The sequence below is a fragment of the Janthinobacterium sp. CG_23.3 genome, from assembly GCF_046115965.1.
Taxonomy (GTDB): domain Bacteria; phylum Pseudomonadota; class Gammaproteobacteria; order Burkholderiales; family Burkholderiaceae_D; genus Janthinobacterium.
Genome location: NZ_JBJXIB010000027.1, coordinates 24,151 through 48,664 on the forward strand (window position 1 = coordinate 24,151; position 24,514 = coordinate 48,664).

General features: G+C 64.2%; 28 protein-coding genes. 15 read left to right on the plus strand and 13 right to left on the minus strand.

Annotation, left to right across the window (positions count from 1 at the left end; all coding sequences use genetic code 11):
* Window positions 1-20 precede the first annotated feature (20 nt).
* The 3 genes from ACFDR9_RS09240 to ACFDR9_RS09250 all read right to left on the minus strand — a co-directional run bounded on the left by ACFDR9_RS09240 (window position 21) and on the right by ACFDR9_RS09250 (window position 1,663).
* Window positions 21-803, minus strand: a complete 783-nt coding sequence (locus tag ACFDR9_RS09240; RefSeq protein ID WP_017878735.1) for a hypothetical protein — start codon at window positions 801-803, stop codon at window positions 21-23.
* Window positions 793-1,305 carry a hypothetical protein gene (locus ACFDR9_RS09245; RefSeq protein ID WP_026133356.1) on the minus strand — a complete coding sequence of 171 codons (513 nt, stop codon included), beginning with the start codon at window positions 1,303-1,305 and terminating at the stop codon, window positions 793-795. The genes ACFDR9_RS09240 and ACFDR9_RS09245 overlap by 11 nt, the downstream gene beginning before the upstream one ends.
* 67 nt (window positions 1,306-1,372) lie before the next feature.
* Window positions 1,373-1,663, minus strand: a complete 291-nt coding sequence (locus tag ACFDR9_RS09250; protein WP_026133355.1) for a DnaJ domain-containing protein — start codon at window positions 1,661-1,663, stop codon at window positions 1,373-1,375.
* Window positions 1,664-1,838: 175 nt separating this feature from the next.
* Here ACFDR9_RS09250 and ACFDR9_RS09255 point away from each other — a divergent pair, with 175 nt between their 5' ends.
* From ACFDR9_RS09255 to ACFDR9_RS09270, 4 genes are all read left to right on the plus strand, one after another.
* Entirely contained in the window at window positions 1,839-3,611 is a 1,773-nt protein-coding gene (locus ACFDR9_RS09255) for a glutamine--tRNA ligase/YqeY domain fusion protein (protein WP_017878732.1), read from the plus strand.
* A 233-nt stretch (window positions 3,612-3,844) separates the two neighbouring features.
* A complete protein-coding gene (locus ACFDR9_RS09260; RefSeq protein ID WP_409030814.1) occupies window positions 3,845-5,668 on the plus strand; it encodes a CHASE domain-containing protein in 1,824 nt (607 codons plus the stop codon).
* Window positions 5,669-5,799: 131 nt separating this feature from the next.
* Entirely contained in the window at window positions 5,800-6,627 is an 828-nt protein-coding gene (locus ACFDR9_RS09265; RefSeq protein WP_409030815.1) for a hypothetical protein, read from the plus strand.
* A gap of 352 nt (window positions 6,628-6,979) precedes the next feature.
* Entirely contained in the window at window positions 6,980-7,789 is an 810-nt protein-coding gene (locus ACFDR9_RS09270; RefSeq protein ID WP_409030816.1) for a hypothetical protein, read from the plus strand.
* Between the two features lie 305 nt (window positions 7,790-8,094).
* Here ACFDR9_RS09270 and ACFDR9_RS09275 read toward each other — a convergent pair whose 3' ends face one another.
* The 5 genes from ACFDR9_RS09275 to ACFDR9_RS09295 form a co-directional block, all read right to left on the minus strand.
* Complete coding sequence (locus ACFDR9_RS09275) at window positions 8,095-8,274, minus strand: hypothetical protein (protein WP_157406827.1); 180 nt, start codon at window positions 8,272-8,274, stop codon at window positions 8,095-8,097.
* Between the two features lie 120 nt (window positions 8,275-8,394).
* Window positions 8,395-8,634, minus strand: coding sequence for a hypothetical protein (locus tag ACFDR9_RS09280; RefSeq protein ID WP_026133354.1), 240 nt, complete (start codon window positions 8,632-8,634; stop codon window positions 8,395-8,397).
* A 245-nt stretch (window positions 8,635-8,879) separates the two neighbouring features.
* On the minus strand, window positions 8,880-9,119 hold the full coding sequence (locus ACFDR9_RS09285) for a hypothetical protein (RefSeq protein WP_409030817.1): 240 nt from the start codon (window positions 9,117-9,119) through the stop codon (window positions 8,880-8,882).
* Between the two features lie 293 nt (window positions 9,120-9,412).
* Entirely contained in the window at window positions 9,413-9,682 is a 270-nt protein-coding gene (locus ACFDR9_RS09290; protein WP_017878725.1) for a hypothetical protein, read from the minus strand.
* Window positions 9,683-9,700: 18 nt separating this feature from the next.
* Window positions 9,701-10,597, minus strand: coding sequence for an NAD-dependent epimerase/dehydratase family protein (locus ACFDR9_RS09295; protein ID WP_409030818.1), 897 nt, complete (start codon window positions 10,595-10,597; stop codon window positions 9,701-9,703).
* Window positions 10,598-10,609: 12 nt separating this feature from the next.
* Between ACFDR9_RS09295 and ACFDR9_RS09300 the strand changes: the two genes are divergently transcribed.
* Entirely contained in the window at window positions 10,610-11,635 is a 1,026-nt protein-coding gene (locus ACFDR9_RS09300) for a CDP-6-deoxy-delta-3,4-glucoseen reductase (RefSeq protein ID WP_017878723.1), read from the plus strand.
* A 68-nt stretch (window positions 11,636-11,703) separates the two neighbouring features.
* On the opposite strand, the gene ACFDR9_RS09305 is transcribed toward ACFDR9_RS09300, so the two are convergent.
* The gene (locus ACFDR9_RS09305) at window positions 11,704-12,306 is read right to left on the minus strand and encodes a lysophospholipid acyltransferase family protein (RefSeq protein WP_327076022.1); all 603 of its coding nucleotides are present in this window, start codon (window positions 12,304-12,306) and stop codon (window positions 11,704-11,706) included.
* 174 nt (window positions 12,307-12,480) lie between these two features.
* Here ACFDR9_RS09305 and ACFDR9_RS09310 point away from each other — a divergent pair, with 174 nt between their 5' ends.
* The 3 genes from ACFDR9_RS09310 (at window position 12,481) to ACFDR9_RS09320 (ending at window position 15,081) form a co-directional block, all read left to right on the plus strand.
* The gene (locus ACFDR9_RS09310; protein ID WP_327076021.1) at window positions 12,481-13,746 is read left to right on the plus strand and encodes an MFS transporter; all 1,266 of its coding nucleotides are present in this window, start codon (window positions 12,481-12,483) and stop codon (window positions 13,744-13,746) included.
* A 66-nt stretch (window positions 13,747-13,812) separates the two neighbouring features.
* Complete coding sequence (locus tag ACFDR9_RS09315) at window positions 13,813-14,475, plus strand: DUF1345 domain-containing protein (protein ID WP_017878720.1); 663 nt, start codon at window positions 13,813-13,815, stop codon at window positions 14,473-14,475.
* Window positions 14,476-14,703: 228 nt separating this feature from the next.
* Entirely contained in the window at window positions 14,704-15,081 is a 378-nt protein-coding gene (locus tag ACFDR9_RS09320) for an HPF/RaiA family ribosome-associated protein (protein ID WP_017878719.1), read from the plus strand.
* Between the two features lie 122 nt (window positions 15,082-15,203).
* Here ACFDR9_RS09320 and ACFDR9_RS09325 read toward each other — a convergent pair whose 3' ends face one another.
* Window positions 15,204-15,983 carry a helical backbone metal receptor gene (locus ACFDR9_RS09325; protein ID WP_327076020.1) on the minus strand — a complete coding sequence of 260 codons (780 nt, stop codon included), beginning with the start codon at window positions 15,981-15,983 and terminating at the stop codon, window positions 15,204-15,206.
* 166 nt (window positions 15,984-16,149) lie between these two features.
* Here ACFDR9_RS09325 and ACFDR9_RS09330 point away from each other — a divergent pair, with 166 nt between their 5' ends.
* A complete protein-coding gene (locus ACFDR9_RS09330; protein ID WP_017878717.1) occupies window positions 16,150-17,115 on the plus strand; it encodes a GGDEF domain-containing protein in 966 nt (321 codons plus the stop codon).
* 3 nt (window positions 17,116-17,118) lie between these two features.
* Here the strand turns inward: ACFDR9_RS09330 and ACFDR9_RS09335 are convergent, their stop codons facing one another.
* The gene (locus tag ACFDR9_RS09335; RefSeq protein WP_017878716.1) at window positions 17,119-17,694 is read right to left on the minus strand and encodes a DUF5610 domain-containing protein; all 576 of its coding nucleotides are present in this window, start codon (window positions 17,692-17,694) and stop codon (window positions 17,119-17,121) included.
* 173 nt (window positions 17,695-17,867) lie between these two features.
* Between ACFDR9_RS09335 and sbcB the strand changes: the two genes are divergently transcribed.
* On the plus strand, window positions 17,868-19,316 hold the full coding sequence (gene sbcB, locus ACFDR9_RS09340) for an exodeoxyribonuclease I (protein WP_017878715.1): 1,449 nt from the start codon (window positions 17,868-17,870) through the stop codon (window positions 19,314-19,316).
* 37 nt (window positions 19,317-19,353) lie between these two features.
* Here the strand turns inward: sbcB and pyrF are convergent, their stop codons facing one another.
* On the minus strand, window positions 19,354-20,175 hold the full coding sequence (gene pyrF, locus ACFDR9_RS09345) for an orotidine-5'-phosphate decarboxylase (RefSeq protein ID WP_327076019.1): 822 nt from the start codon (window positions 20,173-20,175) through the stop codon (window positions 19,354-19,356).
* Window positions 20,176-20,377: 202 nt separating this feature from the next.
* Here pyrF and ACFDR9_RS09350 point away from each other — a divergent pair, with 202 nt between their 5' ends.
* From ACFDR9_RS09350 to ACFDR9_RS09370, 5 genes are all read left to right on the plus strand, one after another.
* The gene (locus ACFDR9_RS09350) at window positions 20,378-20,962 is read left to right on the plus strand and encodes a LemA family protein (RefSeq protein ID WP_327076039.1); all 585 of its coding nucleotides are present in this window, start codon (window positions 20,378-20,380) and stop codon (window positions 20,960-20,962) included.
* 2 nt (window positions 20,963-20,964) lie between these two features.
* Complete coding sequence (locus ACFDR9_RS09355) at window positions 20,965-21,768, plus strand: TPM domain-containing protein (RefSeq protein WP_327076018.1); 804 nt, start codon at window positions 20,965-20,967, stop codon at window positions 21,766-21,768.
* Window positions 21,768-22,289 (plus strand): TPM domain-containing protein, encoded by a 522-nt coding sequence (locus ACFDR9_RS09360; RefSeq protein WP_327076017.1) that lies wholly within the window; start codon window positions 21,768-21,770, stop codon window positions 22,287-22,289. The genes ACFDR9_RS09355 and ACFDR9_RS09360 overlap by 1 nt, the downstream gene beginning before the upstream one ends.
* 38 nt (window positions 22,290-22,327) lie before the next feature.
* The gene (locus ACFDR9_RS09365; protein WP_327076016.1) at window positions 22,328-23,092 is read left to right on the plus strand and encodes an SDR family oxidoreductase; all 765 of its coding nucleotides are present in this window, start codon (window positions 22,328-22,330) and stop codon (window positions 23,090-23,092) included.
* Between the two features lie 480 nt (window positions 23,093-23,572).
* Window positions 23,573-24,106 (plus strand): VanZ family protein, encoded by a 534-nt coding sequence (locus ACFDR9_RS09370; RefSeq protein ID WP_327076015.1) that lies wholly within the window; start codon window positions 23,573-23,575, stop codon window positions 24,104-24,106.
* A gap of 45 nt (window positions 24,107-24,151) precedes the next feature.
* Here the strand turns inward: ACFDR9_RS09370 and ACFDR9_RS09375 are convergent, their stop codons facing one another.
* Window positions 24,152-24,352 (minus strand): hypothetical protein, encoded by a 201-nt coding sequence (locus tag ACFDR9_RS09375; RefSeq protein ID WP_327076014.1) that lies wholly within the window; start codon window positions 24,350-24,352, stop codon window positions 24,152-24,154.
* Window positions 24,353-24,514: the final 162 nt, after the last annotated feature.

Below are 24,514 nucleotides of genomic sequence, written 5' to 3' on the forward strand. Positions count from 1 at the left end.
TTCCACTGACGATTGCGGCATCAAGAAAAGATGCCGGTGCCCAGGCTGCGGCGCGCGCCAGGCTTGGCCACGCTGCTGCGCGTGCTCGGCACTTGCTTGCGCAAGCGGTACAGCAACTCCTTGGTGCTGCGCTGCAGGAAGGCCGGCTCCTCCTCGTCCGGGTCGTCGGAAAATTCGGCGTCGACCAGGTCGCCGCTGTGGCGGAAGTCGGGGAACAGCTCGAACAGCGCGCGGTCCCAGCCGTCCTCGTTGGCCTGCGCCAGTTCGATCGCCAGCGGCACGACGTCGTTGTCGGACGAGGTCTGGCCGGTGATGTACGGGCCCTTGACCAGGATCTCGCCGGCCACTTCCAGGATTTCCTTCGGCGCCATCGAGAACAGGATGGCGAACGCGGTCGAGCCCCAGTCGGTGGCCGAGGCTTCGAACAGCAGCGCGCGGCGGCGCTCGGCGTCCTCGGACGAGAAGACGATGCCGTGGATGTGCGCGAACAGCGCCTCGGCGATGCGCTCCGGGTCGTCCTCGATCTGGTCGTCGCTCCAGGTGGCGGCGATGAAGGCCAGGCTGTCGGCCCAGGCCTTGGGCGGCACCAGCAGCGTCGCCAGCGACATCTTGCCGCCGTCGAAGCCGGCCAGGTGCAGCGCCGTCACCTGCGGCGGGATGCTGCCGAGCACCTCGGCCACGACCAGGTCACCGTACTGCTCGGCGGCGTCGGAAAAGGCTTGCTCGGCGTGGCCCAGCGAGCCGGCCAGCACCAGCTCGGTGACTTGCTTGCTCAGCGCCGGCAGGTTGCTGTTAGCGGCCATTGTCGTCTCCGTCCTGGTCGAACATCTGCGCGAACTCGTCGGTGACGTCGTCGTCGTCGTGCCGGTCGTCGCCGTCGTCGTTGACGCCGAGTTGCTCAAGCGACTGGTCCTCGTCGTCCCACAGGCGCGGGTTCTTGTACAGGAAGGCGGTGATAATGGCCTGGCGCGCCAGCTCCGGGAAGCTGTCGGCGATGGCCGCGTACATCTTGGCCGCCTCGGCGCCGGCGCAGGACGCCATCGCGAACACCGGGCCGGGCTCGCCCATGTCGTAGTCCTCGCTGGCGGCCAGCAAGCCCTTCGGGTTGTTGAAGACGATATGGTCGACCAGCGCAAAGCTGAGCATGTTCAAATCTTCGATGCCGCCGCCGCTGGCGTATTCGCCGACCAGCGCGCTGACCACGCTCTGGTAGTTCTTGCGGTTCGGCGGATCGCCCAGAATGCCTTCGATTTGGCCGCCCAACTCGCGCGACTGATAGGCAAATTCGGGGTGTACTCTTATCATTTTCTTCTTTCCAATGTATTCCACGGCGCCGTATGCGGCGCCGCTCTAGATGATGCGTAAACCCGGCTCAGGCCGGCAGGACGGTGCCGTGCAGACTGAACACGGAACGCCACAGCGCGTAGGCCTCGGCCTCCGGATCGATGATGATGCGGTGGTTGACGCTCTGGTCGTATTCAGCGCGCTTGACCGGGTCGGCCAGGATTTCATAGGCCTTGGTGATGCTCTTGAAACGCGCCTCCGCGCCCGGCGCCTGGTTGCGGTCGGGGTGGAAGCGCATCGCCAGCGAGCGGTAGACCTTCTTGACCTCCTCGTCGCTGGCATTCGGGGCGACGCCGAGGACGTTGTATACATTTTCCACCATATGAAGACTCCGGGACGCGTGCCGCAAACAATTAAAGACGAATTATCCTATAGAAAAGGGCCGGCGTCCGGCCCGCGCGTGAAATGCGCGCCGCAACATCGGCGGCAAACGCCGGCGCGTACGGTAAAATGCCGGCAACCCGACACTTTCACTGCATTGAACTGAAAAGCACATGAGCAACGACAAAAACAACAGCGCGCCGGCGGCCCCGGCGCTGACGTCCAACTTCCTGCGCGCCATCGTCGAAGCCGATCTGGCCGCCGGCACCCACGCGCGCCCGGGCCTGCCGCCCGTCATCACGCGCTTCCCGCCGGAGCCGAACGGCTACCTGCACGTCGGCCACGCCAAATCGATCTGCCTGAACTTCGGCCTGGCGCGCGACTACGCCGGGCGCTGCAACCTGCGCTTCGACGACACCAACCCGGCCAGGGAAGAGCAGGAATACGTCGACACCATCATCGACAGCGTCAAATGGCTCGGCTTCAACTGGGAATCCGCGGGACCGAACGGCGTCGAAAACCACCTGCACTACGCCAGCGACTACTTCGAGCAGTTGTACCTGATGGCCGAATACCTGATCCAGGCCGGCCTCGCCTACGTCGACAGCCAGAGCGCCGACGACATGGCGGCCAGCCGCGGCAACTTCAACACGCCGGGCAGCAATTCGCCGTTCCGCGACCGCCCCGCCGACGAGTCGCTGGCGCTGTTCCGGGCGATGCGCGCCGGCCAGTTCAAGGACGGCGAGCACATCCTGCGCGCCAAGGTCAGCGAGGACGCGATGGCGTCGCCGAACATGAACCTGCGCGACCCGGCCATCTACCGCATCCGCCACGCCCACCACCACCGCACCGGCGACGCCTGGTGCATCTACCCGATGTACGACTTCACGCACCCGATCTCGGATGCGCTGGAGAACATCACCCATTCGGTTTGCACGCTGGAGTTCCAGGACCACCGGCCGTTCTACGACTGGCTGCTGGCGACCCTGTCGGCCGGCAACTTCTTCCGGCTGCCGGCGCCGCGCCAGTACGAATTCTCGCGCCTGAACCTGACCTACGTCATCACCAGCAAGCGCAAGCTGCGCCAGCTGGTCGACGAGGGCATCGTCGACGGCTGGGACGATCCGCGCATGCCGACCATCGTCGGCCTGCGCCGGCGCGGCTTCACGCCGGAGGCGATCCAGCTGTTCTGCGAACGCATCGGCGTGACCAAGTCGGACGGCTGGATCGACATGAGCACCTTCGAGGGCTGCCTGCGCGAAGACCTGGACCCGAAGGCGCCGCGCGCGGCCGCCGTGCTGCGCCCGCTCAAGCTGGTGATCGACAACTTCGCCGAGGACGGCAGCGTCGAGTGCAACTCGCCGGTGCACCCGCACTTCCCCGAGCGCGGCCTGCGCACCTTCCCGCTGACGCGCCGGCTGTGGATCGAGCAGGACGACTTCATGGAGGTGCCGAGCAAGGGCTACTTCCGCCTGTATCCGCCGATCGGCGACAAGCCGGGCAGCCGGGTGCGCCTGCGCTACGGCTACGTGGTCGAATGCACCGGTTTTGACAAGGACGCCGACGGCAAGGTCGTCGCCGTGCATTGCCATTATTTCGAAGACAGCAAGTCGGGCAGCGACGGCAGCGCCACCTACAAGGTCAAGGGCAACATCCACTGGGTGAGCGAAGCGACCGCGGTGGAGGCCGAGGTACGCCTGTACGACCGCCTGTTTACCGACCCGCAGCCGGACGCCGGCGGCAAGGACTTCACACTGGCGCTGAACCCGAACGCCAAGGAAGTGGTGCGCGCCTACCTGGAGCCGGGCATGGCGGCGGCGCTGCCGGACCAGCGCTTCCAATTCGAACGGCACGGCTATTTCGTCGCCGACCGCGTCGACTCGCTGCCGGGCAAGCCGGTATTCAACCGCACCGTGACCCTGAAGGACAGCTGGGTCGCCAAGTAGGCGGGAACCGGCCGGGCCAGCGAACAACCCGCCGCGGCGGGTTTTTTTTGCGCCCGCCGCCCAGGCGGGGGCCGTTCAACCAACAGAAGTTTATTGACGCGGGAGGGCTTGATTTGTATATTAGTAACTTGTTGACCAAGTTTCAACAATGCAAAGTTTTCCGGCCAGAGGGTGCGGCAAGGCGCGGCGGACCCTGGACCCACGACCTCCTGATGCGGTTAACGATGCTTTCCATGTTAGGCAAGAAAAACCTGTTTGTCCCGAAAAAACCGTTCTGGTGGGTTGGCGTGCTGCTGTCGGCCGGCGTCGGCCTGCTGTTCTACCTGGCGACGTCGCGCTCGATCGAGGCCGATTCGAACCAACGTTTCAAGCACCTGGCCCACACCGCCCAGCACAGTATCGGCGCGCGCATTAAATCGTACGCGGACTTGCTGCGCGGCACCGCCAGCCTGTTCCAGGTGTCGGAGTCGATCACCCGCGCCCAGTTCCGCCACTATGTGGCCGGCCTGTCGCTGGCGGAGCATTTCCCGGCCATCGAAACGGTCAATTTCGCCAGGTTCATCACCGACGAGGCGCGCGCCGCCTTCGAGCTTAAGGTACGCGGGGAAGAGTCGGCCGGCGACGGCTATCCGCCCTTCGCGCTCACCCCGCCCGGGCGGCGCGCCAGTTATTCGGTGCTCACCTATATGGAACCGATCGCCAACGCGCCCGACAAGTTCGGCGTCGACATCGCCGCCGAACCCTTCCGCAACAAGGTGCTGGACGACTCCCGCGACAAAGGCACGGTCACCAATTCCGGACAAACGATCCAGATGCCGAGCAAGCCCGGCATGACGGCGCTGGCCATGCGCCTGCCGATCTACCGCGCCGGTATGTCCGTGAGCAACGTGGCGGAACGGCGCGCCGCCTATATAGGCTCGATCGGCGTCGGTTTCAACCTGCAGTCGCTGGTGCGCGGCGTGCTCGACGAAATGCCGGCGCGCAATGTGCGCGTCGAGCTGTACGATGGCGGCACCATCAGCCAACCGCGCCGGAGCGGCGACGGCGCCCTGGTCTTCGACAGCCAGGCGGCGCCGTGGCACGAGACCGCGGCACACCAAGTGTTTTCCACCATCGTTCCGATTAACTACAACGGGCGTTTGTGGCAAGCCCGCTTCAGCGTCAGCAAGGCCGAGCTGTACACCGGCTTCGACGTGTACTTCCCGTGGCTGGCGATGTTGGCCGGCTTCGTCGGCACCATGTTGATCTATGCGCTGTTCCACACCTTGACCACGTCGCGCATGCGCGCCATCCAGATGGCCAAGGCGATGACCCAGGAATTGCGCGACAGCCAGGCCAAGCTGCAGGTGTCGCACCAGAAGCTGCGCCGGTTGGCCGCGCACGCCGACCACATCAAGGAAGAGGAACGCAAGCGCATTGCCCGCGAGATCCACGACGACCTCGGCCAGAACCTGCTGGTGCTGCGCATCGACGCCGACATGCTGGCCTCGCGCACCGAACGGCGCCACCCGCGTCTGCACGCGCGCGCCCGCTCCACGCTGGGCCAGATCGACGCCACCATCAAGAGCGTGCGCCACATCATCAACGATTTGCGCCCGACCGTGCTCGACCTGGGCTTGAACGCGGCCGTCGAATGGCAGATCGCCGAGTTCCGCCGCCGCACCGGCATCTACTGCGAACTGAGCGAGAACCAGACCGACATCTGCCTCAGCGACCATTGCGCGACGGCCTTTTTCCGCATCCTGCAAGAGTCGCTCAGCAACATCTCCCAACACGCCAAGGCCAGCCTGGTCCAGGTGGAACTGAAAAAGGAGGGCGACATCCTGTCGATGACGGTGAAGGACAACGGCGTGGGCGTGCTCAACGAGGGGCGCAACAAGGCCGGCTCCTTTGGCCTGGTGGGCATCGAAGAGCGCATAAAGATACTAGGCGGAAAGTTTTCCATCAAGAGCGGCCAAGGCGCCGGCATGACGGTGCTGGTGTCGGTGCCGATCAAGGACGACCCCGTCTACCCGTATCTGCACGAGCAGAGCGAACTGGACTCCCATAGCGCCTGAGCCGACGGCGCCCCGGTTCAGCCATTCTCCTGCCGCGGCGTCGGACTTCGCCCGTCCGGCGTAGGAATTTCCTGAGTGAACATTGATATATATCAATAATGGCCTGCGCTTGAGGGGCAAAATGACTATCAATGCTTTTCATCAATATCCGATTCAAAGCAGACCTTTTTCAGGCTCTTGATTTGCGCGGCAGACGCACCCCGATCGCACACACCATTTTCCAAAGGACACTCACCATGCATGCAAACGACAATTTCAAGACAATTACAGAATTGGATCTGGACCCCATCAAAGTAAAGTTGATGCATCGGGAATCGGGGGAGGGTTGGAGCCTGGAGAAGGCCAACGCCGTCGAATTTGAATATCGCCGCTTCCTGATTTTGATGAAACAATATCCGACGGAGCAAGCCGCGCCACTGTTCGACGTCGACACATTTTGGCATTACCATATTCTCGACACGATGAAATACTCGGCCGATTGCGACGCGATCTTCGGCCATTTCATGCACCACTTCCCTTATATCGGCTTGCGCGGCGAGGCCGACGAAAAAGCGCACCAACGCCAAGGCGAGCGCATGCGCGAATTGTACGAAGGAACCTTCGGCGAGGATTATCTCCGCGCCGGCGCGCCGACTCAGGCGGCCTGGTCTGCACGCGCGACCCTCGACGGCGCCGCCGCCGCGCCGCAAACGGCCTGGTCGGCCCGCGCCACCCTCGACGGCGCCGCCGCCGCGCCGCAAACGACCTGGTCAGCCCGCGCCACGCTCGACGGCGCCGCCGCAGCGCCGCAAACGGCCTGGTCAGCCCGCGCCACGCTCGACGGCGGTGCCGCGGCGCCGCAAACGGCCTGGTCGGCCCGTGTGGCGATCGACGGGGCAGTCCAGTCGGCCCCATCGGAAGACCTGAGCGGACGCGCGCGCTTCTACTCGGAGCGCCCTAGCCTGCCAATTGCAGGCTAATAAACAACACTTCGGAGCCGCACAGGCTCCGAAGTCGCTACGCCCCCCACTGAGCCTTCAACGCGCGGCTCTCCCAGCCCGTCACCGCCCTCGCCCGTCACTGCAAATATTACCCCATCGCAACGAGTGTTGAAATTTTGATTGATTTCGCAACGACAATGCATATACTGAAAGAGTTGTCACTCAACAACTTGCAAAAAATTTTAGTTAACACAACATTTTATCCAAGTCAATTTAGCGGTATGCAGATATCGGGCATGTCGCATACAGCGCTAGATCACCGATAGCGGCAAACAGCTTCACGTTTTCATCTTTATTCCCTAACGGCCCATTATCCAAAGGATTATCACTCATGAACTCGAACGACAACTTCCAAGCCATCGCCAATCTGGATCTGGATCCGATCAAAGTAAAACTGATGCATCAGGAGTCCGGCGAGGGCTGGTCGCTAGAAAAGGTCAACGCGGTCGAGTTTGAATACCGCCGCTTTCTGCACCTGATGAAAATTTTCCCGTCCGAGGCCACCGCGCCGCTGTTCGACGTCGACACGTTCTGGCATTACCATATTTTGGACACGATGAAATACGCGGTCGATTGCGAGGAAGTCTTTGGTTATTTCCTGCACCACTTCCCGTATGTGGGATTGCGCGGCGAAGCCGATCTGGAAGCGCATCAACGCGTCGGCGAGCGGATGAAGGAACTGTACGAGCAGACGTTTGGCGAAGACTATATTCGCTCGGCAGCGGCGATGGAAGCGGCCGGCGCGCCGGAAACCGCTTTCTCCAGCGCCGCAACTACAACCGCGTTCTCCAGCCGCGCCCCGACAGTCGCCTTTTCCAGCCGTGCGCCGGCCGTCGCCTTTTCCAGCCGTGCGCCAGCAGTCGCATTCTCCAGCGCCGCCGTCGCCTCGGCGAAAACGGCATTTTCCAGCGCCGCCGTGAAAACGGCATTCTCCAGCAGAGCGCCAGCCACCGCATTCTCCAGCGCAGCGGTGCAAACGACGGCGTTTTCCAGCGCGGCGGTAAGCACCGCGTTTTCCAGCGCCTCCGTGAAAACGGCGTTCTCCAGCCGGGCGCCGGCCACGGCCTTTTCCAGCGCGGCGGTCACCGCCGAGCAAACCCGGTTTTACACGGAACGTCCGGTATTGAGCAAGCAACGCTAGCAAAGCGGGGGCAATGGCGCCATCATCGGGCAGCGGCGGATAAACGTCGCGCGCCCGGAACGCGCCCGCCTGCGCCTTGCGCCGCCGGCCGGCGGATACGCTGGGCGTACTCGGGCGCTACACAAGCGTCAACGTAGAGTTGAATTCACACGCGGAATGAATATACTAAGAAGGTTGACTTGTCTCAACCCGAGCAGATCGATTTCGCTGCACTATGACGTCTAGGAAGACGCCTGGAATTGCGGCGTCCGAAAGCGGCCTCGACTTTAAAAGGCAGCAGCACGCTTCGCCGTCGCAGTCAACCGTCACCACACCGAGGGCATCATGACAGTCAGCGTTATTTCAAGCGGCAGCACCGTACCGATCGCACCGGTTAAAGCGCCAGAAACGACGCAGCAAGTGAAACCGCCACCGCCACCGGAGCCGGCCGCGCCGAAGGCGTCGGTCAACACCAGCGGCGAGCGCATTGGCAGCACCATCAGCACGACGGCTTGAACGGCCGGGCCGAGCGAGTCAGGCGTTCGACGCAGCCGCTGCAGTGGCGCGCTGGTCCGCCTGCCCCGCAAGGATGATTGCCGCGATGGCAAGCACCCAAGAATAGCTGTTTACGCAGCCATCAATTCGCGCAGTTCACGAATGCTGAAATCGCTGATTTCGTGCATGCGGATCAAGATGGTCGCGCCAATCGGCAAGGTGTTGTGGCGGATTTTACTGATGACCGGTGGCGCCACTTCGAGTGCGCGCGACAGGGCCGCGTCGTTTTTCAACTGCAACTTTTCAATGATCGCATCCAAAACGCGATTTGGATTGTAGGTAGGCAGTGCTGTGATTTGTTTGATAGTCATGATTGAACCCGAACTTTGTTGTATTTTTGCAAAAATTTGGCGCCAGAACACCTAACCTTGCTAGAACTCATGGAAACGCGCCAAAAACCACCTGTCATTTGTACGGCTTTTAACAAGTACGCCACATAATACACGTAATTGTTAGTTTTTGCTTAACTTGCGACATTTTTGTGATTATTGAAGAGATTTGATACGCATCAGATGTGTTAGAGGATACCGCAAAAACACTAAGTGTGCCTAAACTATCAGTGTTTGGTGTGGGCGCCGCCGATGCGGAACAGCCACTCCACGGCCAACAAAGCGGCGAGTTGGGCAATTTCGGCGGGAAAAAACAGACTTTGCGTGCCGCTGGCATGCAGCGGCGCCTTGATCCAGCCGAGCTGGCGGCGGATTTCATCGGCTGTGGGCGGCGGGCGGCGGGCGGCCTCGCGTTGCTGCATGTAGGCCCGGACTTGCTCTTTGGTAGGATGAGTGATGTGACGCATCGCACGCTCCAAAAGGATGCCGCGCCACAAGACGGAGCGGCCAAACTGCCATCAACGAACTGCCATCGACTATCGCTAACTGCTGACGAGTTAACTGCTCACGAGATGATGCACGATATCGTGTCGCGAACCCAGTATGCTTGATTTGCATCAAAAATGGCGCGTCGCATCAAACGAACATCACACGCCGCCCCGGCTACGGCGGCGCCGGGCCACGGGCCGGTTTTCAGCCCTTTCCTTCTGTGCCACCGGCGGCGGTGCGCAGGGTCGGCCGCCTTGCCCGTTACACCGGTTCAGCTCGGTTTGATTTTTTTGTCGCGCACCCTCAGTTGCTGTTGTTTTTGCGTCAACTGCTTGTTTTGCTTGGCCTCGAACAAGCTTACCGCATCTTTCTTCGCCTGCTCGCGCGTGCGCATGTCTTCGCGGTTGTCATGCGCGACGAAAAAATCGGCCGCTTGCGCGTCGACCACCAACTTAATGGCAGCCTCATCCTCGACTTCGTACAGCTCGGTGATGATGGTGGTTACTTCATCCAAAAATTCTTCGTAAGTCAGGTTTGTCATGGTTTTTCCTGTTGCTGCTTAATAATTCGCTATTTTACTCTGCGGCAAGGCATCCGCCACCCGCGCGTAGCGCAAGCGCACGCCTAGCTCCTCTTTGATGCGCCGGTTCGACATGCGGCGCGACTCCGACATGAACGACAACAGCATCGGCGAGACCACCTCGCGCAGCGCGGCGCGCGGCAGGCGTGGCGGCCGCGGCAGCGCGTACGCGTCGGCCACCGCGTCGAAGTAATCGGCCATTTTCATGTCGCTGTCGTCGACCGCGTGGTAGACCCGGCCCGGCAGGCCGCGGCGCAGCGCGCAGGCGATAATGCGCGCCAGGTCGTCGGCGTGGATGTGGTTCGTATACACGTCGTCGGCCGCGTCCAGCGCCGGCGTGCCCAACCGCAGGCGCTTGAGCGGCAGCCGCTCGGCCGCGTAAATGCCCGGCACCCGCAAAATCGACAGCACCGCGTGGCTGCCCCTGGCCCAGGCGCGCAAGACCCGCTCGGCGTCGAGGCGGCGCTTGGCGCGCGCATTGTTCGGCGCCACCGTCCGGGTCTCGTTGATGACGGCGCCGCCGCAATCGCCGTACACCCCGCTGGTACTGACGTAAACGAGTCGCGCGCGCTCAGGTAAAATGGCGCATACGTTGCGCGTGCGGCGGTCCAGCAAACCGTCCGATTGCGGCGGCGCCAGATGCACGATGGTCGACGCCAGGCCGGACAGGCGCGCCAGGCTGGCGCGGTCGTCCAGATCGGCGACGATCGGCACGGCGCCGGCGGCGCGCAGTTCGGCGCACCGCTCGGGCCGGCTGGTCACGGCGAAGATGCGAAAGCGCGCGCGCAGCAACGGCAGCAGGCGCAAGCCAACGTCGCCGCAGCCCAGAATAAGCAGGCGCGGTCGATGAATGCTGTGAATTATTGTATTTTTCATTTCAAGGATTGTATGACTTTTCAAATTACTGTCCAGCCCAGCGGCCACCAATTTAGCTGCGAAGCGGACGAAACAGTGCTGGCGGCGGCGATCCGCGCCGGCGTTGGCTTGCCTTACGGCTGCAAAAACGGCGCCTGCGGCTCGTGCAAGGGCAAGGTCGTGTCGGGCCAGGTGCAGCACAAGGCGCACCAGCAGCGCGCGCTGACCCCGGAAGAGGAGGCCGCCGGCGTCTCGCTGTTCTGCTGCGCCACCACCAGCGCCGACCTGGTCATCGAAGCGCGCGAAGTGGCCGGCAGCCACGACTTTCCGATCAAAAAAATGCCCTCGCGCGTGACCAGCATCGACAAGGTGGCGCCCGACGTGGTCGTGCTGACGCTGCAACTGCCGGCCACCGAGCGCCTGCAATACCGCGCCGGCCAGTATATCGAATTTATGCTGCGCGATGGCAAGCGGCGCAGTTATAGCATGGCCAACGCGCCCGACCTGGACGGCCCGATCACCCTGCACATCCGCCACATGGCCGGAGGCCTGTTCACCGAGCAAGTGTTCGGTACGATGAAGGAGCGCGACATCCTGCGCTTCGAGGGTCCGCTGGGTACCTTCTTCCTGCGCGAGGATAGCGAGAAGCCGATCGTGTTGCTGGCCTCGGGCACCGGTTTCGCGCCGATCAAAGCCATCGTCGAGCACATGATCCACCTGAAGTCGCCACGGCCGATGGTGCTGTACTGGGGCGGACGCCGCCCGCAAGACTTGTATATGGATGCGCTGTGCCGCCAGTGGCAGGCCGCACTGCCGAACTTCCGCTACGTGCCGGTGGTGTCCCAGGCCCAGCCAGACGACCAGTGGCAGGGCCGCGGCGGCTTCGTCCACCGCGCCGTCATCGACGACCTGCCGGACCTGTCGGGCTACCAGGTGTACGCCTGCGGCGCGCCGATCGTCGTCGATTCGGCCAAGCGCGACTTCGTGCAACTATGCAAGCTGCCGGAGGAGGAGTTTTACGCCGACGCGTTTACCACCGAGGCGGACCTGGCTAAGTAAGCCTGGCCGCGCGCGTGTAATCATGTCAGCGCCGAAGCCGCCTACGCTAACGGCATTGCCTGTCAGTCCTAGCCTTTGGTGCGGATCCGCGCGGCGTCGAACTGGTCCTGGTTCTTGCCCGTGACGCCGCTGTAGAACTGCTGGATCTGCGCCATGTCGCGTTCGATGTCGCCGCTGGTGCGAAACATCTGGCCGATGCCGCCGGCCTTGCGCTTGAAGTCGAGATAGGCCAGCGCCACCGGCACGCCGGCGCCGTGGGCGATGTGGTAGAACCCGGTCTTCCAGTGGCTGACGCGCCCGCGCGTGCCCTCCGGCGCGACGATCACCGCCAGCCGCGCTTGCCGCGCGAACGCCTCGATGGTGCTTTGCACCATGTTCGTGTTGGCGCTGCGGTCGACCGCGATGCCGCCCAGCCAACGCGCCAGCGGTCCCAGCGGCCAGCGGAACAGGCTGTCCTTGCCGACCCAGTACACCCGCAGCCGCAAGGCAAAGCACAGCATCAGCGTGTACGGGAAATCCCAGTTGCTGGTATGCGGCGCGGCGATCAGCACGTACTTCGGCGCGTCGGGCCGGATGCCTTCGGTTTTCCAGCCGAGCAGGCGCAGCGTGGCCACCGATATCCAGCGCATCACGGTGTTGATAATGGGGGTGTCGAAAATTGTCTTGTGCATGGAGAACGACGGCGAAAAGCCGGTCTGGCGGGTGATGGCAGCGCGCGGTGCCGGGAACGCTGTTTTTGGCCGGGCCTCAAGCGGCGATGGGGAACATCAGGCACAATAGTGCAAAAAATTTCCGGCCGACACGTATTTTAATCCAAGCCCCGGCCCCGCCCCTTGAAAGTCTTCATGACCCCGTCCTCCGGCAGCAACGCCTTCGGCGTATTACGACACCGCAATTTCGCGTTTTACCTGTCGGCCCGGGTCCTCGGCACGCTCGCCGTGCAGATGCAGAGCGTAGCCATCGGCTGGCAAGTCTACCAGTTGACCGGCAGCCTGTTCGACCTCGGCCTGATCGGGCTGGCCCAGTTCGCCCCCTTCCTGCTGCTGATCCTGCTCGCCGGCCACGCCGCCGACCGCTACAACCGCCGCACCATCATTTCCCTGTGCCTGGGCGCGCAACTGCTGTGCGCCGGCGCGCTGCTGGCCTTCACCGTGGCCGGCCTGGGCGTGGTCTGGCCGGTGTTCGTGGTGCTGGTACTGTTCGGCGGCGCGCGCGCCTTCATGATGCCGGCCACCCAGGCGGTGCTGGTGAACATGGTGCCCACCGAGAGTTTCAGCCGGGCCGTCGCGCTCAGCTCGTCGGGTTCGCACCTGGCCGTCATCTTCGGACCGATCCTGGGCGGGCTGCTGTACCTGGCCGGGCCGGTGGCGGTGTACGTGGTGACGGCGCTGCTGCTGGCCGTCTCGGTGCTGCTGATGCGCATGACGCACGCGGCGCCGCAGGCCAGCCACCGCGAGCCGGCCACCTGGCACACGCTGCTCGAAGGCCTGCGCTTCGTCTGGTCCAAGCCGGTCGTGCTGGGCGCCATCTCGCTGGACCTGTTCGCGGTGCTGTTCGGCGGCGCCACCGCGCTGCTGCCGGCGCTGGCGCACGACGTGCTGCACGTCGGCCCGACCGGCCTGGGCCTGCTGCGCACCGCGCCCGGCGCCGGCGCCGCGCTGTGCTCGGTGGCGCTGGCGTTTTTTCCGATCACGCGCCGGGTCGGGCCGTGGATGTTCGGCGGCGTCGCGCTGTTCGGCCTGGGCACGCTGGCGCTGGGCGCCACCACAAGTTTGGCAGTGGCGCTGGTGGCGCTGTTTCTGATGGGCATGGGCGACATGGTCAGCGTCTACATCCGCCACCTGCTGGTGCAATTTGAAACGCCGGACGCCATCCGCGGCCGCGTCAGCGCCGTCAACGCCGTCTTCATCGGCGCCTCCAACGAGCTGGGCGAATTCGAGTCGGGCCTGACCGCCGGCTGGTTCGGCCTGGTGCGGGCGATCCTGTTCGGCGGCGCCGCCACCGTCGTCGTCACGGCGACCTGGGCGTTGGGCTTCCCGGTGCTGGCGCGCATGGACCGCTTCCCCCACCACGAGAAGGAGCGGGCCGCCAGTGGCGGTAAAGCGGCCTGATCTTTGCCGCCGGCGCGCGCGCAAGGGGTAAGATGGCGCCTCCGCCCCTTCTTCGAGCCGACCGCCATGCCCATATCACTGCCGTTCCGCGGCTTCATCCGCAGCCGCCCGCACCTGAGCCTGGCAATCGGGCTCGGCCTCGCCGTCAGCGTATTCCTGCCGCGCGAGTGGCAAGCGATGACGCGCGTGCTGACCTCCTGGAACGTGGCGGTCTGGTCCTACCTGCTAACGTCCGGTTGGATGATCATGCGCGCCGACCACGTGAAGGTGCGGGAAATGTCGGCGCGGCAGGACGAGCGCGCCGCGCTGGTGCTGGCGACGCTGTCGGTGGCCTCGGTGATGAGCCTGGCGGCGATCATCTCGCAACTGTCGGCGCTGCAGGCGATGCCGCCCGACGCGCGCCTGTTGCACTACGGCTTCACCGTCGTCACGCTGCTGGGCTCCTGGTTCCTGGTCGGCACGCTGTTTTGCGTCCATTACGCCCACCTGTACTACCAGGCCGCGACCGACAAGCCGCTGCGCTTCCCCGACGACGAGGACAACCCCGATTACTGGGACTTCCTGTATTTCTCGTTCACCATCGCGGTTGCCGTGCAGACGTCGGACGTCAGCGTGCAGACGCGCGCGATGCGCAAAATCGTCCTGGGCCAGTCGGTGCTGAGCTTTTTCTTCAACCTGGTGGTGCTGGGCCTGTCGATCAATCTGGCGGCCGGCCTGATCAATGGATAAGGGCCCGGCCGGAGGACGCGCCGGACGGCGGAAAACGAACGGTACTGGCAAGAAGACGGAAAAGGTGTAAGATAAATTCGTGTGCAAAACGTTATAGCCAACCTGGATTTGGCGCCGGTATCACTGGCGCCTATGCACGCAAGCAAGGCCTCTGGTCGACTATGCGTCGACTGCAGCGCCGCGCCACTGGTTGGCAGGGTTTATTTTATGAATAGCCGGAGTGAGCATATGCAAATCAATATCAATACCGACAGCACCATCGAACGCAACGTAGGATTGGACCAGCACGTGCAGTCCGTAGTTGAATCAGCCATCAGCCGTTTCCGCGAAAACATCACCCGCGTCGAAGTACACCTGAGCGACAACAACAGCCAGAAATCGGTCGACGGCGACAATCGCTGCCTGATGGAAGCGCGCATTACCGGCTACCAGCCGATCGCCGTCAGCGACCACGCCGCCACCCTGCACCAGGCCATTGCCGGTGCGGCGGAAAAACTCAAACGCGCCATCGATAGCGCGCTCGGACGACTGCACGACAGCAAGCGCCACGCCAGCGGCAAAATTCCCGCGACCGCCGACGTCGAAGCCGACGAAGTAAACGAGTAACACCCTAGCGCGCAAAGGTGCTGGCGGCCGTTCCAGGCCGCCAGTCAAGTTCCCTGCCGCATCCTATTGCGCCCGTTGCGCCCGTTGCATCGCGCGCATCCAGTACCGCCCTCCCCCCCACTTTACGTTGCGGCCAACTGGCGCAGATAGCGCAAGCCCGCCAGCGAACGGCTGCCGTACCACGACATCATTTCGCCATCGACCAACTGCACCGGCTTGCCGATCTGCCGCTCCAGCGCGTCGACATGCTCCTCGGTAAAGCGATACGGCTCGCTCGACAGCAGCACGCCGTCGATTCCCGCCAGCAGTCCGGGATGCCAGTCGAAGCGCGGATAGCGCGCCGCGCCGAGGTCGGGCACGCTCCAGCCGATCTGCGCCAGCATGTTGGCGATGTAGGTGTCGCGCGAGACGGCCATCCACGGGTCTTGCCAGATGCAGTACAACAGCGTCCGTGGCGGCCCCTTGGGCGCGGCCTGCAACAAGGCCCACTCGGCCTCGAAGGCGGCGCAGAAGGCTTCGGCCCTGTCCCCGGCGCGGAACACGCCGCCCAGCAGACGCGCCAGCGCCAAGTTGTCGCGCGGCGCGAGCGGGTGGGTGACGACGATATTCGGCACGAACTCGGCCAGCGCGGCCACGGTCGGCTTCTCGTTCTCGTCGATATTCACCACCAGATGGGTCGGCGCCAGCGCGCGGATCTTGGCCAGGTTGACATCCTTGGTGCCGCCGACCTTGGCGATGGCCGCCACCTGCGCGGCCGGATGGATGCAAAAGCCGGTGCGCCCGACGATTCGCGGCCCCAGGCCCAGCTCGCACAACAATTCGGTAATCGACGGCACCAGTGAGACTATCCGCGCGGCGCCATCGGCCGCGTGCGCCGTTCCCACCGCATCAATCCATTCCATCGCGCCTCCCGCAAAACAAAGTGGCTGCCATTGAACCACGCCGGCGCGGCAATCTGGCGTCAAGAGCAAAGTTGCACGGTGGCATATTTCAGCTGGGCATGGTTTGCGTTATGATTGCCGCAGCGGCCACGTGGTGGGCCGGCGCGGGTTTTTTGAAGGTCTTATTGTGGAACATATCTGTAGTTTTGGCGCCTCCCGCTACCAGATCGGCGATCTGCAGCTGTTTCGCGATTCGGACGACGCCGCCGTGGCCGCCTTGCTGGCGGCCTGCCCTATCGTGCGCCTGCTGCCCGGCCAGGTGATGACGGATACGCACCGTGCCCGCCTGTACATCGTGTTGCGCGGCGCGCTGACGGTGGCGGCCGACACCTCGACCGGCATGGCCGACGGCACGCTCAGCAAGGTATTGCCGGGCGAGAGCGTCGGCGAACAATCGGTGCTCGACGAGGAAAGCAACCTGTCGGCCATCGCCGCGCTGGAGGAAACCGAGTTGTTGGTCATCGACGGCAAGCTCGTCTGGCAATTGATCGACGCCTCGAACGCGCTGGCGCGCAATCTGCTGCGCCTGCTCTCCTTCCGCATCCGCGCCGCCAACGCGCAGTTGCGCCGGCGCCAGAAGGTCGGCGAGTTCTATCGCCAGTTGTCGATGGTCGACGGCCTGACCGGCTTGTACAACCGGGCCTGGTTGAACGATTTGCTGCCGGCCATGGCGGCCACCGCGCATGGCGCGAACACGCCGCTGTCGCTGATCATGATCGACCTCGACCATTTCAAGCGCTTCAACGACAGCCACGGCCACGTCGCCGGCGACCAGGCGCTGCGCACGGCGGCCCAGGTGCTCAGCGCGGCGCTGCGCCCGACCGACTGCGCGGTGCGCTACGGCGGCGAGGAAATGATGGTGATTTTGCCCGACACCAACACCAAGATGGCGCTGCTGGTGGCCGAGCGCCTGTGCGAGCGGATGCAGCAGGCGGTGGTGTTCGCCGACATGCGCAGTCCGTTGCCGCATGTTACGGCCTCGTTCGGCGTGGCCAGCCTGGCGCCGGGCCAGGACGAGCACGCGTTGATCGCCGCCGCCGACGCCGCCCTGTACCGCGCCAAGGACGGCGGCCGCAACCGCGCCGCGCTGTAGTCGTCAGGCCGGCGCGGCGGCGTCCGCCGGCGCCGGCTTGCGGGCCGCCTCGAAGGCGGCGTAACCCTGCTGGACCAGCGCGTAGGTCTTATCGATATTGCTGGCGATATTGCCGTTGAGCACCTTCAAGCCCTGCAGGATATCCTTCGCCTCCTTGAAACCCGATTCGAAGCCGCCGCGTATCGTGTCCATGAACTTGGTCAGCAGTTTGCCCTCGTCCTCGCCCGGGTGCTGTTTCTTGTAGGCGTCGAAAAAACCGGTCGACAACGATACAATGCGCTCGGCGGTCCCTTCCGCGCTGTTGTCTTGCGAGACGGCGCCCTGCAGCGCGTCGGGGCCATATTGCGTCTGCAGTTTTTCGTTGATGCTGGTGATGGCGCTCTTGTACAGCAGCGACAGCGGTTCGTTTTGCGAGCCGATGGCAACGCTGACGGACGCTTGCAGGATCGCCGCGTTCTGTTGCAGCCGGGCTTTTTCAAGCGGCGCCATGTCCGGCGTGGCGTCGGCCGACTTGGCTTTGTCGGTCGCGGCGGCGCTGGCGGCACTGCCGGCGCCGCTGACGGATAAGGGATTTGACATGATAAGTCTCCTTGGACGAGCATTCTGTGTAACATACGGGCCGACGGGCGGATTTACGCCGGCCACCAGCAGCCCCCACAGCTTATAACGACAACAACACCACAAACTATAGGCCGCCCGCGATAAAACGCCGCCGTCCGGCGCGGGCGCCACGAATTTTTTTAGCGATCACGATGACTACCCAGACCTTTCTTTGGCACGATTACGAAACCTTTGGCGTGCAGCCGCGGCGCGACCGCCCGGCCCAGTTCGCGGCGATCCGCACCGACGCCGACCTGAATGAGATCGACCAGCCTATCATGCTGTATTGCCAGCCGGCGCCCGACTTCCTACCCGACCCGCAATCGTGCCTGATCACCGGCATCACGCCGCAGCAGTGCCTGGAGCGGGGCGTGCCGGAACACCAGTTCGCCGCGACCATCGAAAAAGCCTTTTCCAAGGCCGGCACGATCGGCGTCGGCTACAACACCATCCGCTTCGACGACGAGGTCACCCGCTTCCTGTTCTGGCGCAACCTGATCGATCCCTACGCGCGCGAATGGCAACACCAGTGCGGCCGCTGGGACTTGCTCGACGTGGTGCGCATGACCTACGCGCTGCGCCCCGAGGGCATCGCGTGGCCGACGCGCGAAGACGGCAAGCCAAGCTTCCGCCTGGAACACCTGTGCGCGGCCAACGGCCTGTTGCACGAATCGGCGCATGACGCGCTGTCGGACGTGCGCGCCACCATCGCGCTGGCGCGCCTGATCAAGCAAAAGCAGCCGAAGCTGTTCGACTTTTGCTTCGCGCTGCACAAAAAGGACCGCGTCGCCGACGAAATGGGCATGGGCCTGGCGCCGGCGCTGCGCCAGCCCTTCCTGCACGTGTCGGGCATGTTCCCGACCGAGCGCGGCTGCATCGGCCTGGTGTGGCCGCTGGCCACCCACCCGAGCAACAAGAACGAGGTGATCGTCTGGGATTGCGCTTTCGACCCGGCCGAGCTGTTCACGCTGGACGCGGCGACGATCCGCACGCGCATGTTCACCCGCAGCGACGCGCTGCCCGAGGGCGTCACGCGCCTGCCGGTGAAAAGCATCCACCTGAACAAGTCGCCTATGTTGGTAGGCAACCTCAAGACCCTGTCGCCGGCCATGGCCGAGCGCTGGGGCATCGACCTGGCGGCCGGGCGCGCCCACGCCGCCACGGCGGCGGCCGGGCCGGACATGGCGGCGGTCTGGGCCGAGGTGTTCCAGCGCCCCGGCGCGACCGAGGCGCCGGACGTCGACGAGGATTTGTACGGCGGCTTCATCGGCAACGACGACCGCCGTCTGCTCGACGCGCTGCGCAAGGAAAGCCCGCAGCGCCTGGCCAGCGCGCGCCCGTCGTTTTCCGACCAGCGCCTGCAAGAGCTGCTGTTCCGCTACCGCGCGCGCAATTTCCCGGCGAGCTTGAACGAGGTCGAGCTTGAGCGTTGGGAAGAGCACCGCGCCGCGCGCCTGTACCAAGGCGCCGCCGGGGCGCGCACGGTCGATCTGCTGTTCAGCGAAATCGACCAATTGCAGGAAACCGCCGACGAGCGCGGCGAGCAGATACTGGGCGCGCTGTACGATTACGTTGAGATGGTGGCGCCGCAGCACCAGTAGAAGCCGGTCCGCGGCCCGTCCAGGGCCGCGAACCAGTTTAAGCGCGGTACACGTTGATGGCGTCGCGCGTTTCCAGCGCCACCCGGCGGGCGGCGGCGGCGAAGTCTTCGCTCTGCTCCGGCTTGGCGTAGATAATCGCGCGCGACGAGTTGATCATCATGCCCATGCCGTTCGCGGTCTGGCCGGCGGCAACCGTGGCGGCGACGTCGCCGCCCTGGGCGCCCACGCCCGGCACCAGCAGCGGCATGTCGCCGACAATCGCGCGCACCTGCGCCAGCTCCTGCGGGAAGGTGGCGCCGACCACCAGCGCGCACTGGCCGTTCTTGTTCCACTTTTCCGCCACCAGGCGCGCCACGTGCTGGTACAGCGGCTGGCCGTCGACATTCAAAAATTGCAGGTCGGAACCGCCCGGGTTCGAGGTGCGGCACAGGATGATCACGCCGCGGTCTTCCCACTCCATGTACGGCTCGACCGAATCGGCGCCCATGTACGGGTTGACGGTGACGGCGTCGGCGCCGTAGCGCTCGAACGCCTCGCGCGCGTACTGGGTCGCGGTGGCGCCGATGTCGCCGCGCTTGGCGTCGAGGATCAGCGGGATATGCGGATAGGTCTCGCGCGCGTAGCGGCAAATGTCCTCGAGCTGGCGCTCGGCGCCGAGCGCGGCGAAGTAGGCGATCTGCGGCTTGAACGAACACGCCAGGTCGGCGGTGGCGTCGATGATCCGGGTACAGAAGGTAACAATGCCATCCGGCTGGTCGCGCAGCTGCGGCGGCAGCTTGGCGAGGTCGGGGTCCAGCCCGACGCACAGCAGCGAATCGTTGGCCGTCCACGCGGCGGATAATTTATTGATGAAATTCACGGCGCGCCTTATCTATTCGGTTGCAAACCCCATATTGTACCGTCCGCCGGCCGGAAAGGCCGCCCAAGCCGCCGCGGCGCGCACGATATAACAGCGGCCGGCGGCGGGAAATTGCCCAGTTTGGGGTATATTAATCGCTCGTCCCTTACGCGCGCGCAGCGCCACCACCATGTCCACCACAGCAAACCGTTTTTCCCCTTGGATGCGCCTGATACTGATGCTGGGCGCGCTCGCCAGCCTGCTGTCGGGTTGCGGCTACAACCAGTTTCAAAGCAAGGACGAGACCACCAAGGCCGCCTGGGGCGAGGTCGTGAACCAGTACCAACGGCGCGCCGACCTGATTCCCAACCTGGTCAACACCGTCAAGGGTTACGCCGCGCACGAGCGCGAAACGCTGGAGGCGGTCACGCGCGCGCGCGCCGCCGCCACCAGCTTCCAGATCACGCCGGAGGTGCTCAACAATCCCGCCGCGTTCCAGAAGTTCCAGCAGGTGCAGGGCGAGCTGTCGTCGGCGCTGTCGCGCCTGATGGTGGTGTCGGAGAAATATCCCGACCTGAAGGCCAACGCCAACTTCCGCGACCTGCAGTCTCAGCTCGAAGGCACGGAAAACCGCATCACCGTGGCGCGCCAGCGTTATATCGCGGCGGTCCAGGATTACAACGTGCTGGCGCGCAGCTTCCCCAGCAATCTGACGGCGATGGCGTTCGGCTACCAGGTCAAGCCCTCCTTCACGGTCGAGAACGAAAAATCGATATCGACCGCGCCCACCGTCAACTTCGGCAAATAAGCATGGCGATGCTGCGCAAGCTGGCCGGCCTCGTCTGCGTGCTGGGTTTCCTGGCGCCAGGTCCGGGCGCCGCCCAGGCGTTGCTGGCGGTGCCGCCGGTGCGCGCCCACGTCACCGACAACGCCGGCATGCTCGACGCCAAGCAGCGCGCCGCGCTCGACGGCGTGCTGGCCGACTACGAGGCCAAGACCGGCAGCCAGATCGCCGTGCTGCTGGTGGCCAGCACCGCGCCGGAAGCGATCGAACAATACGGCATCCGCGTCGCCGACGCCTGGAAGCTGGGCCGCAAGGGCGTCGACGACGGCGTTCTGTTATTGGTGGCCAAGGACAATCCGCCGGCGTTGCGGCGCCTGCGCATCGAGGCCGGCCGCGGCGTCCAGGGCGTGCTGACGGATGCGCAATCGAAGCGCGTGCTGCAGGACGTTATCGCACCGCATTTCCGCCAGAACGACTACTACGGCGGTCTGGTGGCCGGGGTCGGCGCGATCGCCACGCTGCTGAACCAGGAACAATTTCCAGCCGCCGCCCAGGGCAAGCCGGCCAACAGCGTGGAAGAAGACGGTGACGCCACCTTCTGGGGCCCGCTGCTGCTGTTGGGCGCGCTGGCGCTGGCGGCGCTGCGCCGTTCGCGCGGCGGCCCGCGCCGCGGCGGCTGGGCGCGCAACGCCAGCGGCGTCCTGCTGGGCGCCGCGCTGGGCAGCCGTGGCGGCGGCATTTCCGGCGGCGGCGGGGGCTTTTCGGGCAGCGGCGGCTTTTCGGGCGGCGGCGGCAGTTTCGACGGCGGCGGCGCCTCGGGGGACTGGTAATGACTGACTCGAGCTCCTTCATCGCACGCTGCCGGCGCGCCCTGACCCATCTGCGCAGCACCGCGGCCGACGGCCGCCGCGCCTTTCCGCAGGCCACGCTGACAGCGATCGAGGACGCCATCGCCAAAGGCGAGCTGGCCCACACCGCCGAAGTGCGCCTGATCGTCGAAACCTCGCTGAATCCGGGCGAGGTGTTCAGCGGCATCAGCAACCGCGAGCGCGCGCTGGCCCTGTTCGCCCAATATGGCGTATGGGACACGGAAGACAATTGCGGCGTGCTGATCTACATTAACCTGGCCGAGCGCAAGGTCGACATCGTCGCCGACCGCAACGTCGGGCGCCGCCTCGGCCCGGCCGAATGGCAGGCGATCTGCCAGACAATGACGCGGGGCTACGCCAGCGGCGCCTTCCACGACAGCACGCTGCAAGCGCTGGCCACGCTCAACGACTTGCTGGCGCAGCACTTCCCCGCCAACGGCGCGCGTCCAAACCAGTTGCCGAACCAGGCCATCATCATCTAGGGCCACGCGGCCCCCTCCCTATCCCAGTGTAAGCAACAATGAAACTATTCCATAAAGTAGCCATCGTCACCGGTGCGACCCAAGGCATCGGCCTGGCCTGCGCCCAACGCCTGATCATCGAAGGCGCCAGCGTGATGCTGGTCGACGTCAAGCCGGAGGGCGCACAGGCGGCCGCCGCGCTGGGCGGCAAGGCCGACTTCTTCACCGCCGACGTCAGCCAAAAAGCCGACGTCGACGCCCTGCTGGCGGCAACCCTGGCGCGCTTCGGGCGCGTCGACATTTTGATCAACAACGCCGGCGTCACCCACGCGGCCGACTTCCTCGACGTCAGCGAGGACGACTTCGACCGGGTTATGCGCATCAACCTGAAATCGATGTTCCTGTGCGGCCAGGCGGCGGCGCGCGAAATGGTCAGGCAAGGCAGCGGCTGCATCATCAACATGTCCAGCGTCAACGCCGAACTGGCAATCCCGAACCAGGTGCCCTATGTGGTGTCGAAAGGCGCGATCAACCAACTGACCAAGGTGATGGCGCTCAACCTGGCGCCGCACGGCGTGCGCGTGAACGGCATCGGCCCCGGCACCATCCTGACGGAACTGGCCAAGAAGGCGGTCCTGTCGAGTCCGCAAGCGCGTCACACCATCCTGTCGCGCACGCCGCTGGGACGCTGCGGCGAACCGGAGGAAGTGGCGTCCATCGCCGCCTTCCTGGCCAGCGACGACGCCAGCTACATGACCGGCCAGACCATCTACGTCGACGGCGGCCGCCTTGCGCTCAACTACACGGTAGCGGTCAAGGACTGAGGCGTGGCGGCGCGCCTATCGATATATGAAAAAATTATAACTGATATCGCGAAATATCATTAGACATATATGTGGCGGCGCAGCATAATGCATCTGTCTCCACTATTCTCCTCCAAGAAAATAGTTTTAAGCCCGCTTTTACCAGCGGGCCTTTTTTTATCCGCTCAACGCGCGTACCCGAACGGCAGGCCACGAACGGCGCCGCCGCCCGCTTTACACCGCTTAATTCAGTTGACTGATGTATGTCATCGCCCTGTCATCCTTGTCGGTTATGCTGGTTACATCTGCAGTACACGCAAACGATATGCGTGATTTCGGATGGGTGTGCCGGCTCACAATGGCAGTCGGCACACCAAACTGCGGCGGCGTGCCGCCTTTCACACCGCGTCGCTGCCACACAGGCAGCGCGAGCAAACCCGCATTAGCGCAAGCAAGCCCGATGTAGCGCCACCAAGCCCATTTTGCACTCTTGACCCTTTCTTGGGTTTTTCGCCCGCTTTCACCAGCGGGCGCTTTTTTTCCCGGCGAACCAGCACCCGCCGTCCGATGCCGCCGACCCGAACACGGCGGCGGCATGCTATGGTTGCCCTCTTTTTTGACTTTGCCCTTCCCATGCACGCCCATCTCGTTAAGCTGCTTGTCTCCGCCGACTATCAAAAACTGCGCTACCGCGGCGCCTTCCTGCTGTATCTGATGATATTGATATGGGGATCGGTGCCCGGCGCCAGGGAAGAGATCGGCTATGTCGCGTCCGGCGTGGTGCTGCATTCGATCGCCTACGGCGGCCTGACCTTCCTGCTGTTTAGCGGCCGCACCGGCGCGCCGCTGTGGCGCGCGGCGACGGCGCTTGCGACAATTGCGCTGATGGGTGCGTTCGATGAACTGCTGCAAAGTTTTATGCCCTTCCGGCACGGTGCGCTGACAGACTGGCTGGTGGACTGCAACGCCGGCTTGATCATGTCGGCCTTGCTGTGGGCGTTCTGGGCCAAGGCGGAACGCGCCTACCAGGCCTGATCGCCGCCGCGCAACAAGGAAGGCCCGGCCTGGCCGGGCCGCCGCCTACTCCGAACTGGCGCCGTCCTCCTTATCAAACACAAATTTCCCCTGCCTGGCATTACCGTTCAAACCCATCCGGCGCAAGATCGCCTTGGTTTCGCGCCGGCTGCTGGAACACGCCACGGCCTTGCCGACATTGCTTTTCACATCCCTCATCTGCTCAGTCTTCGCCAGCCTCACCAGCCCGTACAAAGCCTGCGACAACACGTATTGCTTACGCGGTTCCGGCGTGCCGCCATATACCGCAACGATTAAGTCTTCAATAACGTTGACGTGACTGTTCAGCCGCTATGCGGCAAGCGGGATAGGATTACCGTTGAAGGCCCGGAGCAGAACCTCAAGCATGCCATGGCCTTGCTTGCGTAG

Coding starts and splice junctions, on each gene's coding strand:
- ACFDR9_RS09270 (WP_409030816.1), top strand. CDS start 6,980: ATGAACTCGAACGACAACTTCCAAGCCATCGCCAATCTGGATCTGGAT.
- ACFDR9_RS09360 (WP_327076017.1), top strand. CDS start 21,768: ATGACTGACTCGAGCTCCTTCATCGCACGCTGCCGGCGCGCCCTGACC.
- ACFDR9_RS09285 (WP_409030817.1), bottom strand. CDS start 9,119: ATGCGTCACATCACTCATCCTACCAAAGAGCAAGTCCGGGCCTACATG.
- ACFDR9_RS09245 (WP_026133356.1), bottom strand. CDS start 1,305: ATGATAAGAGTACACCCCGAATTTGCCTATCAGTCGCGCGAGTTGGGC.
- ACFDR9_RS09315 (WP_017878720.1), top strand. CDS start 13,813: ATGCCCATATCACTGCCGTTCCGCGGCTTCATCCGCAGCCGCCCGCAC.
- ACFDR9_RS09325 (WP_327076020.1), bottom strand. CDS start 15,983: ATGGAATGGATTGATGCGGTGGGAACGGCGCACGCGGCCGATGGCGCC.
- ACFDR9_RS09240 (WP_017878735.1), bottom strand. CDS start 803: ATGGCCGCTAACAGCAACCTGCCGGCGCTGAGCAAGCAAGTCACCGAG.
- ACFDR9_RS09265 (WP_409030815.1), top strand. CDS start 5,800: ATGCTTTTCATCAATATCCGATTCAAAGCAGACCTTTTTCAGGCTCTT.
- ACFDR9_RS09335 (WP_017878716.1), bottom strand. CDS start 17,694: ATGTCAAATCCCTTATCCGTCAGCGGCGCCGGCAGTGCCGCCAGCGCC.
- ACFDR9_RS09255 (WP_017878732.1), top strand. CDS start 1,839: ATGAGCAACGACAAAAACAACAGCGCGCCGGCGGCCCCGGCGCTGACG.
- ACFDR9_RS09300 (WP_017878723.1), top strand. CDS start 10,610: ATGACTTTTCAAATTACTGTCCAGCCCAGCGGCCACCAATTTAGCTGC.
- ACFDR9_RS09305 (WP_327076022.1), bottom strand. CDS start 12,306: ATGCACAAGACAATTTTCGACACCCCCATTATCAACACCGTGATGCGC.
- ACFDR9_RS09290 (WP_017878725.1), bottom strand. CDS start 9,682: ATGACAAACCTGACTTACGAAGAATTTTTGGATGAAGTAACCACCATC.
- ACFDR9_RS09365 (WP_327076016.1), top strand. CDS start 22,328: ATGAAACTATTCCATAAAGTAGCCATCGTCACCGGTGCGACCCAAGGC.
- ACFDR9_RS09355 (WP_327076018.1), top strand. CDS start 20,965: ATGGCGATGCTGCGCAAGCTGGCCGGCCTCGTCTGCGTGCTGGGTTTC.
- ACFDR9_RS09350 (WP_327076039.1), top strand. CDS start 20,378: ATGCGCCTGATACTGATGCTGGGCGCGCTCGCCAGCCTGCTGTCGGGT.
- ACFDR9_RS09280 (WP_026133354.1), bottom strand. CDS start 8,634: ATGACTATCAAACAAATCACAGCACTGCCTACCTACAATCCAAATCGC.
- ACFDR9_RS09320 (WP_017878719.1), top strand. CDS start 14,704: ATGCAAATCAATATCAATACCGACAGCACCATCGAACGCAACGTAGGA.
- ACFDR9_RS09260 (WP_409030814.1), top strand. CDS start 3,845: ATGTTAGGCAAGAAAAACCTGTTTGTCCCGAAAAAACCGTTCTGGTGG.
- ACFDR9_RS09310 (WP_327076021.1), top strand. CDS start 12,481: ATGACCCCGTCCTCCGGCAGCAACGCCTTCGGCGTATTACGACACCGC.
- ACFDR9_RS09295 (WP_409030818.1), bottom strand. CDS start 10,597: ATGAAAAATACAATAATTCACAGCATTCATCGACCGCGCCTGCTTATT.
- sbcB (WP_017878715.1), top strand. CDS start 17,868: ATGACTACCCAGACCTTTCTTTGGCACGATTACGAAACCTTTGGCGTG.